A 14820-nucleotide genomic window follows, 5' to 3' on the forward strand; every position below is an offset into this window, starting at 1 on the left:
ACTCACTCCCAGCGCGGCGGCCGCTTTTCAATGAACGCCTGCGTGCCTTCGAGCGTGACGTCTTCCATCATCTTGCATGCCGTCGTTTCTGTTGCAATCGGAGCTTTGAACCATGACCGCGCCAACGGCCTATCCCGGTGTACATGTTGAAGAAAAAGACTCGGACAACATCGCGGTCAACGCGAGTTCCACGATGGTACCGATCCTTTGCATGGGCAGTACTTGGGGAAATAAAACTTGGTACTATAAAAATTGGATGGAGGTAGTGAAAAGTTATGGAAGTGGTTCGCCGGACCTGAATTTCATGCATGTCGCTTCGCTTCGCGCCTACTTTGAAGCTGGCGGTGGGCCTTGCTATGCAGTTCAGTTGAGCAACGTTCACACGGCAGTGAACGATCCCTCGATATCCGCTAACCACGTTGTCGCGTGCGGTCAAGGCATTGCGGGCGTCTCAGCGGAAGTGAATAAATTTGAGCGACGAATATTCACTATCTTTGATATGCCGGCGACCGAAATCACGAACGCCGACGCGGCGAAAGACCTTCCTGCGTCGCCTGACGCTGCGGCGTACTATCCGCGGCTGAAAGTGAAATGGACAAACACGGATATCCCGGCAAGCGCAGTCGTGGCGGCGCTCTACTGCGAAAATGACCGCACCCGAGGCGTCTGGAAGGCGCCTGCGAATATCGCCGTGCCCGCAGGCTTTACCCCAAAGTACAAGGTGACTGACGATATCGAGGGGACCTACACGACTGGCAAGGCAATCAACATGATACGGTCGTTGGGCGACGCAGTCCCCAGGATCTGGGGCGCGCGTACCCTGGACGATTCCGACGACTGGCGCTACGTTTCCGTCCGTCGCTTGTTCAACAGCGTCGAGGACGACATGCGGCACATGATGGAAGCGCTCATGTTCGAGCCGAACATGCCGCTGACTTGGGAGAAGGCTCGCTCGGCAGCCATCAGTCATCTGCACGGTTTATGGAAAAAAGGCGCGCTAGCCGGCGCGTCGGACGAAGAAGCCTATTTCGCGCAGATAGGCAAGAACGTCACGATGTCGGACGCCGATATCGCCCAAGGCAAGATGATCTTGAAGATCGGCTTGGCCGCCGTGCGGCCCGCCGAGTTCATCATCCTCGAGTTCAGTCAAAGCATGCCGGGAGGCTGACACTCACTCCCAGCGCGGCGGCCGCTTTTCAATGAACGCCTGCGTGCCTTCCAGCGTGACGTCTTCCATCATGTTGCACGCCATCGTTTCCGACGCAAGCGCATACGCGTCCTCGATGCCGCTTTCAAGCTGCCGATAGAACAAGCCCTTGCCGGCCGCGACGGCTTCACGCGGTTTTGCAGCAATGCTCGCGGCAAGCTTGCGGACGGCATCATCGAGATCGCCCGGCGGGGCAACCCGGTTCACCAGCCCGCGTTCCCGCGCCGTGGCGGCATCGATGAATTCGCCTGTTACCAGCATCTCGAACGCCGCCTTGCGCGACAGGTTGCGTGACAGCGGCACGCTCGGCGTCGCGCAGAATAGCCCAAGATTCACGCCCGATACGGCAAAGCGCGCGTCGCTCGACGCCACTGCCAGATCGCACATCGCGACCAGCTGGCAGCCCGCCGCCGTCGCAATGCCATGCACGCGCGCGATCACCGGCTGCGGCATCTGCTGGATCGTGAGCATCATCCGCGAGCAGCGCGCAAAGAGGGCGCGGTAATACTCGCGCGAAGGCTCGGCGCGCATCTCCTTCAGGTCGTGCCCCGCGCAGAACGCGCGGCCTTCGCCGGCCAGCACGAGCACGCGCGCCTGCGACGACGCCACGTCCTGCAACGCGTGTTCGAGCGCGTCGAGCATGGCTTCGGACAGCGCATTGAAGGCTTCCGGCCGGTTCATCGTCAGCTTGACGACGCCCTTGACGTCATACGCATCGTGTTCGACCCGCACCAGTTCGCTCATTGATCCGCTCCTTCAGACGTTGAGTGCCGCAACTGATCCCGCGCGCTTGCGCAATTCGAACTTCTGGATCTTGCCGGTCGACGTCTTCGGCAGCTCGCAGAATTCGATGGCGCGCGGCACCTTGAAGCCCGCGAGCTTCGACTTGCAAAACGCGAACAATTCCTCGGCGCTGACCTGCGCGCCCGCCTTGAGTTCCACGAACGCGCAGGGCGTTTCGCCCCAGCGTGCATCCGGCTTCGCGACGACCGCGACGGCCAGCACCGCCGGATGGTCGTACATCACGTCCTCGACTTCGATGCTCGATATGTTCTCGCCGCCCGAGATGATGATGTCCTTGCTGCGGTCCTTGATGCGCACATAGCCGTCGGGATAGGCGACGGCGAGATCGCCGGTATGGAACCAGCCGCCCCGGAACGCTTCTTCGGTGGCGGCCGGGTTCTTCAGATAACCCTTCATCGCGATGTTGCCGCGGAACATGATCTCGCCGATGGTCTCGCCGTCAGCGGGCACCTGTTCCATCGTGTGCGGATCGCGCACGGTCACGGCGTCCTGCAAGTGATAGCGCACGCCTTGCCGGGCATTGAGATGCGCGCGCTCGTGAACATCGAGCGCGCTCCATTCCGCCTGCTGCGCGCAGACCGTGGCGGGGCCATAGACTTCGGTCAGCCCGTACACATGGGTCAGTTCGAAGCCCATCCGCTCCATGCCTTCGATCATCGCGGCAGGCGGCGCGGCCCCCGCGACCATCGCGTGCACTGTCTGGCTGATGCCGGTTTTCCATTCGTCCGGCGCGTTGACGAGCAGGTTCTGCACGATCGGCGCGCCGCAGTAATGCGTGACGCCTTCGCTGCGGATCAGGTCGAGGACGCCTTTCGCATCGATGCGCCGCAGGCAGACGTTCACGCCCGCGCGCGCGGCGACCGTCCACGGAAAGCACCAGCCGTTGCAATGGAACATCGGCAGGGTCCACAGATACACGGCGTGCTTCGGCATGTCCCATTCGAGGATATTGCTGACCGCATTCGTGTACGCACCGCGATGGTGATACACGACGCCTTTCGGATGGCCCGTCGTGCCCGACGTGTAGTTCAGGCAGATCGCGTTCCACTCGTCCGAAGGCGGCGACCATTCATATTCGGGATCGCCGCTCGCGAGCAGGGCCTCGTATTCGATCTCGCCGATGCGCTCGCCCGGACCGGTGTATTGCGGATCGTCGATATCGATGACCAGCACGCTCTGCGGCACATCTTCCAGCGCGCGGCGCATCACGTCCGAGAACTCGCGATCCACCAGCACTGCCTTCGCTTCGCCATGCGTCAGCATGTAGCCGAGCGTGGCTGCGTCGAGGCGCGTGTTGAGCGTGTTGAGCACGGCGCCCGACATCGGCACGCCGAAATGCGCTTCGACCATCTCGGGCGTGTTCGGCAGCAGCGCCGCCACGGTATCCCCACGGCCGATGCCGCGCGCCACGAGCGCCGATGCGAGCCTGCGCGTGCGCGCGTAGGTCTCGGCCCAGGTGCGCCTGAGCGTGCCATGCACGACAGCGGGGCGCGCCGGATAGACCGACGCGGCGCGCTCGATGAACGAGAGCGGTGTCAGCACCGCGTAGTTGGCGGCGGTTTTGGGCAGGCCTTCTTCGTACATGCCGGTGGACATCGTGATCTCCGTGTGCGCAAGGGTGCGGATGACGGCAGTGTCACCCGGTTGTATTAGGTGATGGTTATGATGCCCGCGACCGGCGTCCGCCTGACGCCCGGCTCGCTCATGGTTTGCCCTGATCAGGCGAGATCGTCGAGCTTCACCTCGAAGCCGCGCTGCACGCCCGGGCGGGCAAACAGCGACTCGTACCAGCGCTTCACGTTGGGAAAATCGTCGAGGGAAACCTGATGGCGCTCATGACGCCAGGCCCAGCCGAGGATCGCGAAGTCGGCGACGGACAGGGCGCCGGCGACGAACTCCACCTGCCCCAGACGGGTATCGAGCACGCGGTACAGGCGGCGGGTTTCGTCGGAATAGCGCTTGAGCCCGTAACGACGGTCGCTCTCCGGCTCGACGGCGCGAAAATGGTGCACCTGTCCCGGCATGGGTCCGAAGCCGCCCATCTGCCACATCAGCCATTCGAGCACCGGCACGCGGTCGCGGAGGCTGGCCGGCAGAAACTTGCCGGTCTTCTCGCCGAGATAGAGCAGGATGGCGCCGGATTCGAAGACGCTGATCGGCTGATTGCCGGGGCCTTCGTGATCGATGATCGCCGGAATGCGGTTGTTCGGACTGATGCGCAGGAACTCGGGCGCATGTTGTTCGCCCTTGCCGATGTTCACCGTCCTGACCGCATAGGGCAGTTCCATTTCTTCCAGCGCGACGCTGATCTTGCGTCCATTCGGTGTATTCCAGGTATGCAGTTCGATACTCATGGGGGCAGTCCTTGCTTTATGTTCAGCTCAGAGCGGGGGCGAGATGACGTTGAAATCCGGCGCGCTGCGTAACGCCGATATACCAGCGTTCGAGGTCGGGCAGCGCGGGACGGACGAGTTCCGTGATGCCGAACCAACGCCGCGCATAGGCGCCGATGACGATATCCGCAAGCGTGAACGTGTTGCCTTCCAGATAGTCGCGATCGTTCAGATGCGTGTCGATCACGCGCCAGAGCTTCTCTACTTCGCTTGCGGCGGCAGCGAGCTGCGCTGCGTTGCGTTCGGCGGCAGGGGTGCGGATGTAGCCCCAGAAGACCGGGCGTTCCGTGGGCTGCAACGTCGACAGTGACCAGTCGAGCCAGCGGTCGGCACTTGCGCGGGTCTTCGGATCAGCGGGATAGAGGGCATGGTGCGGCGCATATTGCATCGCGAGATAGCGCAGGATCGAGTTGGATTCCCACAGCACGAAATCGCCATCGACCAGGGTGGGCACGCGGCCCGTCGGATTCATGGCGAGATAGCCTGACTCGTTGTTGCGGCCGTATTGCATGCCGGCGTCGATGCGGTCGAAGGGAAGATTCAGTTCCTCGCAACACCACAAGACTTTCTGCACATTGACGGAGTTGGCGCGGCCCCAGATTGTGATCATCGGGTGGATCTCGTTGAGTGGAGAAGTAGCGCTATCTTAGCCGCGTTCGGATCCTCCGGGTTTCGGCCGGTTTTTCGATCCGTTTCTGCCGGTACAAAAAGCGCGCCTTGACGTCCCGTCCATCGCTTCAGCCAAAGTCATCCTGTTGCACCGCACACGAGCGGCTTCAATCCGCGAAGTATCGCCCGTCTCCGCCATTCTTTCGATTCGAATTGCGTCTTCATTACTCTGCATTCAATGCTTGATTGGCCACACTGATGCGCTTCGTTTCCAATAACTTTCCATAAGAAAACGGCGCCTCTCTCTGTTGGTTTATATCTATCCGAATGTTCGATTTTTCCGATCGAAGAACGCTTGAAATTCAATCAGCTACCGCTCACAGGTGACATTGTAATGAGCGTTAAGCGCCTGCTTCGAGCGGACTCATGATTGCCTTGTTCCAACGATCACTCAGCAGAGTGTGAGGCGCGTCACGAAAACAGGAGCTCCAGCAAATGGCGACAACTTCGGCACAAATGGCTTCGTCTTATCCCATCCCGACTTATCGATTCATCGTGTCGGTCGGAAGCGAGGATACCCGCCGCGCCGCAAACGCCCGAGCTCTGGCAATTGGCGCCGGTATCGCCGGGTCTCTATGCCACGCTGGACTGGAGCCGGTATCTTCGTGTTGGAGGCAGACTCCATCCGTGCAAGAGAGTGAATCTGGATCCGACGGCATTCGCGGATCGGATTCCCGAGACGGTGATGCAGGTCGAGGGCTTTTATGCAGGCTATCTGTCGGGTCGGGGCTGGGCGCTTTTCAGCACGGGAGCCAGCGGCGAACTGGAACTCGTTGAGGACAAGGAAGACCTTGCTTCAGGCTTCGGCGCGCTTCCTTCGGTCAGCGGCGAACTGACGCGGATGATCGACACGTTCGATACGGCGCATGCGCTCCGTCACGATGGCGCCGGCATGGGGCGTGAAGGCGTCATCTACGCGGAGGCGGGACAGCTTTGTATCAGCCTGAATGGTCGCTACTGGCCATTCAAGTTGCTGTCGCCACACATGGGGATCGTCTTCGGCGACTCATCGGGCCGCACGTCCTGTGTCGCGATCATCTCGAACGGTCAATGGCAGCTCTACGGCGGCAGTGCAACATCCCTGGGCTTGCAGGATGTACTCGAAGTCGGCACGTTCCATGGATTCGGTGCATCGCTGGAAGCCGCCGTCGGCGGCAGTGAGCCGCATACCTGGTCCGAGGCAATCGAACTGCTCGATAACGCGGCGGATCATGCGTTCCACGGAAGCTACCTGAAGCCGGCGAGCAGCGAATTCCGTCAGGCACTCGGTTTGAAATTTCAGGTGGCCTATCTCAAGTCGATCTCGGACGGCTCCGGCAGCTTGAGAAAGACATCGCCTGCGCCCGACACGAGCAAACGCGACCAGACGTGGGATGCCGAGACCATCAAGCGCTACTGGCCGCTGTTACTGCCGGATCAGGATGCGCTTAACGATCTCGATTTCACCGAGTGCTGCGCTGTGCGCGGGCTGACGAGCAAAACAATCGGAGAGCAAGCAGAGAGGTTGAACATCATGAGGGCGGATGTGGCCGTGCAGAAGAAGACGGTGGATGCGCGAGTCAAGGCTGCCGACTGGGAGGAGACGTTGGCCGGCCTCGCGGGGCACGTGGCCTTAGGGGGCGTGTTGAGAGGGACGACGACCAACAACTGGAACAACGCGAAACTCACGCTGACCTACTGGCAGGGGGAAGAAGCACGTCTCAAGGCGCTTCAAGATGAGATCGACAACCTTCTGCGCAGCCAGCATGCACTGATCGATCTGTATGTCGAAAACCCGTTCGTCGAAGGCGTCGCGCTTGGTTTTGAAAGAGAGAGGGTCGCGCTCGAAGCGCTGAAACGTCAGCCGCCGACAGGCGGTCACTGGCGGCATGGGCTCATGTACAGCGATCTGCTGGCGGAACTCACGTACGAGATGATCCGTGAGTTCTCGCACAACAGCGCGAGCGAACAGTTGGAAGTCATCGACGCTGCGCGCCTCTATCTCCAACAGCAGTTCGCGAGTATGGACGAATATGCGGCCTTGATCGGCAAGCTGTCTGCGGTGGCGCCCGGGAAGCGCTCCTTTACGTGGCGCGGGGACTATCGCGACATCGTCGCCGCGCAAAAGCTGGCCGGCACACTGGTCGATTCCTGCATGAAGCCGGGCAATGACGAAGAGCGCGCGGAAGGCGCACACGTTCTTGCGGCGACGCTTTACCATCTTGTGAAGACGGGAGGCGAGCCTGCTTCCATCGATGTCATTCTGGTGGAAACGATTCTCCACGATTTCGAAGCGGCATCGAGGAAGTTCAATCCGCTGGTCGTTCCCGAGCGTCCGAAAGCGTTCTTTTCGCTGTCGCAGATCAAGCCGAGTACCTTGACAGACGGAGATGCCGCCTATTACCAGCAGTTCGTCGAATACGAGAAGAGTGGGTCAATCGACTACGAGGCCGCCTGGCTCGCGAATTTTACGCTGCTGAAAGTGCCATTGCAGATCGACGATTTTTATTCGATCAGGCAATCCTATTTCGTCGATAACGCCATCGATGGTACAAGCGACATTCTGATCAAGCTGAGCAGCGGCAAGTGGATTCTGGTGCGTTACTACCGCGGCGGGGTGGGCGATCCGCGTAACACCTGTGAGCTTCATCGCTACGCGGAGATGGCGAAGCTGCTTCCATACTGGTACAAACTTCCGTATATCGGCGACGGGTACACCTGTTCAGCAAGCTGGGCGGTATGGGACGTCGGTGTCGACATACCCGAGATTCACCTGGACGCCGAGAGCGCTGTGGCTTTGCGTGCAGGAAGGGGGCTGGCGCCGGAACTGGTACGGCTTACCCGCCAACATCTCGTTACCCTCAAACTGGATTTGAAAGCTTCGCTTTACGCACAGGAGTGGTGGGAACTGTATGCCAGTCTCGTGCCTTTCTGGGACATGGCTCATGGCTTGGCGGCCGATCCGGAATACAGCATCAGGCTTGAGCAAGTGCTGTCAGACGTCATGGCAGTCGCCACTGCGGTTATTCCCGGGGGAGCAGGAATGGCGCACGCGGGAGCGAAAATCGGCGTTCAAGAGATCGTCATGCAAGGCATGCGATACGGGTTGAGAGGCCGAGGGCTTTTCAACTATGTCGCCCTCAAGGTATCCAGCGCGCTCCCCGAATTCATCAGGACCTCGTTTCTCCTGATGACCCAAATGTTGGTTGACGCCATCTGCCCCATTCCGCTTCCCTCATTCTCTCCGGCCTTCCGGGTCAAGCCCGTGAAGCTTGGCAACGTCGCTGGATCAGGGAATCTCGCTTTTGTTCGCAATCCACATGCGCTGATGCCTACGGCGGCAAACAGGATCGCTTTCACGCCATTGAGTGACGCTTTCCAGCTGCAGCGAAAGCAGTATCCAGCAGGCGAGTATTTGCGAGCGGATCTGCGTGGCAACCGGTTGCGGACGGACCTTGACGCGGGTCCCTCCAGCGGTCAGCTTGCTCCAGGTGCGGATATGGGCCTTTCTATCGTCAGGGAGCAATTCGATCAGGCTGCGCCGTGGAAGTACGTTGTGGAATCCGATGGGAAGCGCTATGGACTTGTCTTCGATCAAAAGCTGAACCAGTTTCGATTGGTCTATCCAGACGACTGGACCCGGCCAGGGCCGCTCGTTCACTACACCCCTGACGGATGGCGGCAGTCACCGATGCTTGGCGCGGAGCGCGCCGCCGCCGACAGCAAGGCGATCCTGCAGAAGGATCCAGACTTGAGCGAGATGCGTGCGCGCGTGCTCAGAGGCAACGTGCGCGCCGGACGAAAGTCGGCACGGGAATCGCTGACTGTGGCCCTGAAGGTCCTCCAGAACCCGGAAGACGGCGCTTCGGTGGACAGACTCCTGGACATGTTCATGGGACAGCATTCGCCTGCATTGAAAATCGAACTGCAACAAAGAATGCAGAATTCCCTTGCTGCGTTCAGGCGCTTGAGAAGCTCGAAGGATGTTTATTACAGGGCCACTGATGTCACTGATGGAGGAGAAAGCAGCTCGGTGATGTCGGTCCCTACGGGCAAAAGGCACGAAGCGCCGAGAGTGGTCAAAACCTCGTGGTACGGCAAGAGAACGGTAAGTCCGGCGGACAATCCCGGAGGACGTGAGCCTTACTTGATGAATGTCTATTCCGACGGAGTTCAGACGTTACAAGACTATACTCACCAGGCTTATCAACATGCGTTTTCACGAAGCATGATTCATGAGAGCTTTCATATGGTGAACGATACCCACATTGACATGTATGTTCAGATCGGCAGTCAAGGTTATCGTCTGGAGCGACTCGTCAGCAACGCAGCGGGCTTTCTGAAAACCACCGATGCCGCCGGGAACGTGGTCAACCTGCCGCTCGATCAGTTGGCGCATCTTCCGAAGTACGACGGAAGGGTAAGGTTCATGCTTCCCTATGCAGCCGAAAGCTTTACTCCCGCTGAAGTCAAGTACAAGTTCAAGGATCCTGACGGGCGCCTGAAAATGCAGGACGTGCAAGAGACCTTTGCCAATAAGTCTGAACTGCAAGATATCCTGCGGCACGTGAGAGACAACATTTCGCCCGCGATGAAGGACAATCCCGATAGCTACAGCTTTGTCGTGCTCGCGCTTGAAAAGCTCCGCAAGCGGCCCATGGACATCAAGAAGTTGCTGGACGACCTGGCTTTCATTCTGGAACATGGGCCAAGCCGGGAAAACCCGCTTGTATGGCCCTGGTGACAGGGGGCGACTCCCGCCTTTGCTGCATCGCAAAACCGGACGACACGCCTCGCGCGGCTTCTGCGCGTGCCTCCGGCCTTCCTCGTTATCACTGATTCATTCGCTGCACTTCACGGTGTTACTGTTCCACGGCAAATCCTTAATTGCTGCATGTGTCCGGCTTGCGTCGCTCCACCCATCGAAAACAACGCGCTTCGCGCGGCAACCGGAATCGCTCGCGATGCCGGTCGACAGGAGGCTGATGATGTCCAGGATCAAGACGTGGCGAGGGTCCCGTACCGTGGTCGCCATGAGCGCACTGATTGGAGCGGGGCTGGGTGTGTCACCCGGCGCGCAGGCGGCCGGGGAGCCCATCAAGATCGGCGTCATCAGCGAGGAGTCCGCGGTTGCGGGCGCTTCCATCAGCAAGGCCGCGCAGCTCGCGGCCGAAGAAATCAACGCCCATGGCGGCGTGGACGGCAGGCAGATCCAGATCATTGCCTACGATGACCACTCGTCGGCCTCGGACGGTGTGCGGGCCTTTCAGCGCGCGGCCAGTCAGGACAAGGTGGTGGCGATCATCGGCAGCTATATCAGCGAAGTGGCGCTCGCCATGGAGCCGTGGTCCGCACGCCTGAAGATGCCCTTCATCACGCCGGGCGCCGCGAGCAACGAGATCTCCAAGCGCGTCCACGACGACTACACCAACTACAAGTACACCTTCCACGGCTGGATGACCTCGGCGTTCATCGCGCAGTCCATCTGCGATTTCTCGCATGACGTGCTGGTGGGCGAGTTCAAGATGAAGACGACGGTCGTGATGAGCGAAGACGCCGCCTGGACCAAGCCGCTCGACGAACGTTACCTCGAATGCCTGCCGAAAGCCGGCCTCAAGGTGCTGGACCATATCCGCTTCAATCCGGATACCTCGGACTTCACGCCGATCTTCAATCAGATCGAGGCGAAACATCCCGATACGATCACCACCGGCATCAGTCACGTGGGCGTTCAGCCTACGGTGCAATGGCATGACCAGCAGGTGCCGATTCCGATGACCGGACAAAGCTCGCAAGCCACCACGACGAGCTTCTGGAAGGACACCAATGGCGCCACGGAAGGCGTCATCACGGCGTCGGCGGCGGCGCCGGGTGTTGCGGTGACGCCGAAGACCGTTCCCTTCGTGGACGCGTATCAGAAGCACTTCGGCGGCGTGTCGCCGGCTTACGATGGTTTCACGAGCTATGACCTCGTGTACATCATTGCCGATGCGATCCATCGCAATCAAGGCTCCACTGATCCGGACAAGATGGTCGATGCACTCGAAAAGACCGACTACGTGGGCACCATCGGACGCTGGCAGTTCTACGGCAAGAACGATCAGTTCACGCACGCGCTCAAGTACGGCGAAGGGTACATCACGGGCATCAACCTGCAATGGCAGAACGGCAAGCAGGTGGCGATCTGGCCAAAGGCGGTGGCGAATGCCAAGGTCAAGTTCCCGGCCTTCGTCAAGGTGCAGGCAGCGGCGAACTGACGTCCTCTCTTCCAAAAGCGGGCGAGCATGCGCGTCCGCTTTTTTTGAGCTTCCCGCGGGGACCGGTTCCACCTGAACATCGATCCGACAAGGACCGCCTATGCTTGCGCTGCAGATCCTCATCGATGGTTTCGCGATCAGTTCGCTCTATGCCCTCGGCGCGCTCGGCTTCACGCTGATCTTCGGCGTCTCCGGCGTGCTGAATCTGGCGCACGGCGGCGTGATGCTCATCTCCGCGCTGCTCGGCTGGGCGCTGGCGGGCGAGGCCGGTCTGGGCACCTATCTCGGCACGCCGCTCGGCGTCGTCTGCGGCATGATTGCCGCCTATCTCACGTACTTCATGGTGGTGCGGCCCATCCAGCGTTCCAGCGCGATCCCGCGCGAGGAGAAGGAGATCTTCGTGCTCACCGGTACGCTGCTATGGGGCATCATGATCCAGCAGGGCATGGCCTGGCTGTTCTCCGACAACCCCGTCACGATGCGTCCGCTGATCCCCGGCGTCGCCAACCTCGCGGGCGTGCGCGTGCCCTATAACGAGATCATGATCGCCGTGGTGTGCTGGGTCGTAATCGGTTTGCTGTGGCTCTTCGTGAACCGCACGAAGGCGGGCAAGGCGCTGCTCGCGGCGTCGATGAACCCACGCGGGCTCACGCTGCTCGGCTTCGAACTGTCGCGCATCTATCTGCTCGCCTGGACGCTGTATGGCGTGCTCGCGGGCGTGGCCGGGGTACTGCTGGCGTCGTTCCTCGGCGTTAGTACAAACAACGCGGGCCAACTCACGGCGAGCGCGTTTTCCATTGTCGTGCTGGGCGGACTCGGCAGTGTCTCCGGCTCGTTGCTGGCGGCTTATGTCGTGGGCTATCTGGAGACCGTGACCGCGTATCTGATCGCGCCGACGCTGCGACCCTTGCCGGCTCTGCTGCTGCTCGTGCTGGTCGTGTATGTGCGGCCGCAAGGCTTTCTTGGACGGCGCTGATCATGAAGGATATTGGAAGCTCCCGTTTGATCGTCGCTTCCGTGGTGCTCGCGGTGATCGCCGCGACGCTGCCGTGGTGGCTCACCGGCTATATCCTGGGCGTGCTGACGGTGGCCTACTACTTCGGCGTCTTCGCGATGTCGTGGGACCTGTTGTTCGGTTTCGCGGGCGAAGTCAATTTCGGGCCGACCTTCCTCATCGGCCTCGGCGCCTATTCGGCGGCGATCCTCAACGCGCATGCCGCCGCGCCCATTGCCATATGCGTGATCGCCGGCGGGCTCGTCGCGCTGGTGGGCGGGCTTCTCCTCGCGGTGCCCGCGCTGCGTTTGCGCGGCCCGTACTTCGGTCTCGTCACGCTCGTGGCGGTGCTGCTGCTGCAGAATGCCATCGTAATCTTCGCGGGCGTCACGGGCGGCGAGATCGGCATGATGGTGCCGGACGTGATGTCCGTCGATGCCGGCATCAACTACTGGATCGCACTCGCGTTCCTGATCGTCTGCGCGATCATCCTGTTCGGGCTGTCGCGCTCGGCCATCGGGTTGATCCTGCAAGCTAGCGGTCAGGACACGGTCGGCGCGCAGGCGCTCGGCTTCAACGTGGTCAAGCACAAGCTCGCGGCCTTCTGCATCAGCGCGGTGTTCTCGGGAGTCGCGGGCGCGATGCTCGTGTTCTATCAAGGCACGGCTTCGGTCAGTACCGTGGTCGATATCGGCATTGGCGTGCAGATCATCATCGCGGCCGTGCTGGGCGGCAGGCGCACCATCCTCGGCGCGGTGCTCGGCTCGATCTTCCTGATCGTCGCGGGCGAGTTCCTGCGGCCGCTCGGCCAGATCAATACCTTCGTGGTCGCAGCCGTGGCGCTCGCGGTCATCCTGTTCTTTCCCGATGGCCTGCTCGGCAACCTCCTGCGCGTGAGGGAACGCGAATGAACGACCACGAGAACCCCGCGCCCCTGCTTGCCGTGCACGGGCTGACCAAGCGCTTCGGCGGCCTGGTCGCGGTGAAGGACATTGGCTTCGAGATCCGGCCGGGCGAAATCCTGGGCCTCATCGGACCGAACGGCTCCGGCAAGTCGACGGTCATGAAGCTCATCATGGGCATCGAGCGGCCCAATGCGGGGTCCATCAAGGTCGATGGCGTGGAGATGGCCGGCTGGCTGCCGCATCGCATTGCGCGCGCGGGCGTGGGCATCGTGTTCCAGCATTCGCGGCCGCTGCATCGGCAGACCGTGCTCGAACACATCAAGCTGGCGCTGTTGCCCGATTCGCTCGTGAAGCTTGCGGCCGACCCGCATGTCAATCGGCGGGCGCGCGAGATTGCGGAACGCGTGGGCCTCGGCGGCGTGATGCACCGGCATCCGGCTACCTTGCCGTTCGCGGATCTGCGGCGCATGGAAATGGCGAAGGCGATTGCGCGCGATCCGCGTGTCGTGCTTGTCGATGAACCTTTCGCGGGTCTCACGGCTGCCGAGTCCGAAACCTTCTCCGAACTGATTCGCGGCTTTCGCGCGGAGGGACGGGCGGTGCTGCTCGTCGATCACAACGTGAAGAGTCTCGCGGCGCTCGCGGACCGGGTGCTCGCGATGTATCTCGGCGAATACGTGGCCGAAGGCACCGCCGACGAGGTGATGCGCAACGAGACCGTCCGGCGCGTCTATCTCGGCGGCAAGATCGAGGCACGGGAACGCGGCGCTGAAGTGGTGAACAGCAGGCCCGCGATCCTTCAGGTGGAGAATATGGGCGTGCTGTACGGCAAGGCGCGCGCGCTCGACGGCGTGAATCTGCATGTGCGCGAAGGCGAGTTCGTCTCAGTAGTCGGGTTGAACGGTGCGGGCAAGACGACCTTGTTCAACGCCATCTCAGGACTGGTGCCGTATCAAGGGACGATTCGTTTCGGCACGCAGGACCTGAAGGGCATGAGCGGCGCGGCGATTGCGCGATCGGGCATCGTGCAGTGCCCTGAAACGCGCGAGTTGTTCGCCGACATGACGGTGCGCGAAAACCTCGATCTCGGTGGTTATCATCTCGCCGACAGGATTCGCGCTGAGCAACTCGAATGGCTCTTCGATCTGTTTCCCATCTTGCGAGCGCGCCAGGCGCAAACCGCGCGCACGTTGTCGGGCGGTGAACAGCAGATGCTCGCCATTGCGCGTGCGCTGATGATGCAGCCGAAACTCCTCATTCTCGATGAACCGACACTCGGCCTCGCGCCGGTGATTCTGGAGCAGTTGTCGAAGGCGATGGAGCTCTTGCAGAAGACCACGCCGATCACAGTGCTGCTCGGCGAGCAGAACGTCACTTTTGCCTTGCCGCATGCGGATCGCGTGTATGTGCTCGAACACGCGCGCATTGTGTGGGAAGGCAGCCCGGCACGTTTCGAGAAAGAGATGGGGCACGGCTTTCTCGAAGCCATGCCGTCCGGCACAGCGCCTGATGTGCAGGCGAACGTTTGATGCGTCGAGCATCGTCCCCGCATGACTGAACTATCTCCTTCCTCAGTTTAAATCTTTCTCGCGACGCTCCCCCGTTTCTTTCG

General features: G+C 61.0%; 10 protein-coding genes. 6 read left to right on the plus strand and 4 right to left on the minus strand.

Annotated features, from left to right (window positions below):
* Window positions 1–112 precede the first annotated feature (112 nt).
* The gene (locus QCE88_RS24435; protein ID WP_309907132.1) at window positions 113–1168 is read left to right on the plus strand and encodes a phage tail sheath C-terminal domain-containing protein; all 1056 of its coding nucleotides are present in this window, start codon (window positions 113–115) and stop codon (window positions 1166–1168) included.
* Between the two features lie 3 nt (window positions 1169–1171).
* Here the strand turns inward: QCE88_RS24435 and QCE88_RS24440 are convergent, their stop codons facing one another.
* The 4 genes from QCE88_RS24440 to QCE88_RS24455 form a co-directional block, all read right to left on the minus strand.
* A complete protein-coding gene (locus QCE88_RS24440; protein WP_309907134.1) occupies window positions 1172–1951 on the minus strand; it encodes an enoyl-CoA hydratase in 780 nt (259 codons plus the stop codon).
* Window positions 1952–1963: 12 nt separating this feature from the next.
* Window positions 1964–3607 carry an acyl-CoA synthetase gene (locus tag QCE88_RS24445; RefSeq protein ID WP_309907136.1) on the minus strand — a complete coding sequence of 548 codons (1644 nt, stop codon included), beginning with the start codon at window positions 3605–3607 and terminating at the stop codon, window positions 1964–1966.
* Window positions 3608–3729: 122 nt separating this feature from the next.
* Window positions 3730–4365 (minus strand): glutathione binding-like protein, encoded by a 636-nt coding sequence (locus QCE88_RS24450; protein WP_309907137.1) that lies wholly within the window; start codon window positions 4363–4365, stop codon window positions 3730–3732.
* A gap of 22 nt (window positions 4366–4387) precedes the next feature.
* Window positions 4388–5014, minus strand: coding sequence for a glutathione S-transferase N-terminal domain-containing protein (locus QCE88_RS24455; protein WP_309907140.1), 627 nt, complete (start codon window positions 5012–5014; stop codon window positions 4388–4390).
* Window positions 5015–5710: 696 nt separating this feature from the next.
* On the opposite strand from QCE88_RS24455, the gene QCE88_RS24460 reads away from it, so the two are divergent.
* From QCE88_RS24460 to QCE88_RS24480, 5 genes are all read left to right on the plus strand, one after another.
* Window positions 5711–9796, plus strand: a complete 4086-nt coding sequence (locus tag QCE88_RS24460) for a hypothetical protein (protein ID WP_309907142.1) — start codon at window positions 5711–5713, stop codon at window positions 9794–9796.
* Between the two features lie 244 nt (window positions 9797–10040).
* Window positions 10041–11309, plus strand: a complete 1269-nt coding sequence (locus QCE88_RS24465; RefSeq protein ID WP_309907144.1) for an ABC transporter substrate-binding protein — start codon at window positions 10041–10043, stop codon at window positions 11307–11309.
* Between the two features lie 100 nt (window positions 11310–11409).
* Window positions 11410–12285 (plus strand): branched-chain amino acid ABC transporter permease, encoded by an 876-nt coding sequence (locus QCE88_RS24470; protein WP_309907146.1) that lies wholly within the window; start codon window positions 11410–11412, stop codon window positions 12283–12285.
* A gap of 2 nt (window positions 12286–12287) precedes the next feature.
* Entirely contained in the window at window positions 12288–13214 is a 927-nt protein-coding gene (locus QCE88_RS24475; RefSeq protein ID WP_309907149.1) for a branched-chain amino acid ABC transporter permease, read from the plus strand.
* A complete protein-coding gene (locus tag QCE88_RS24480; protein ID WP_309907151.1) occupies window positions 13211–14737 on the plus strand; it encodes an ATP-binding cassette domain-containing protein in 1527 nt (508 codons plus the stop codon). Before QCE88_RS24475 ends, QCE88_RS24480 begins: the two co-directional genes overlap by 4 nt.
* Window positions 14738–14820: the final 83 nt, after the last annotated feature.

The sequence above is a fragment of the Caballeronia sp. LZ035 genome (assembly GCF_031451175.1).
Taxonomy (GTDB): domain Bacteria; phylum Pseudomonadota; class Gammaproteobacteria; order Burkholderiales; family Burkholderiaceae; genus Caballeronia.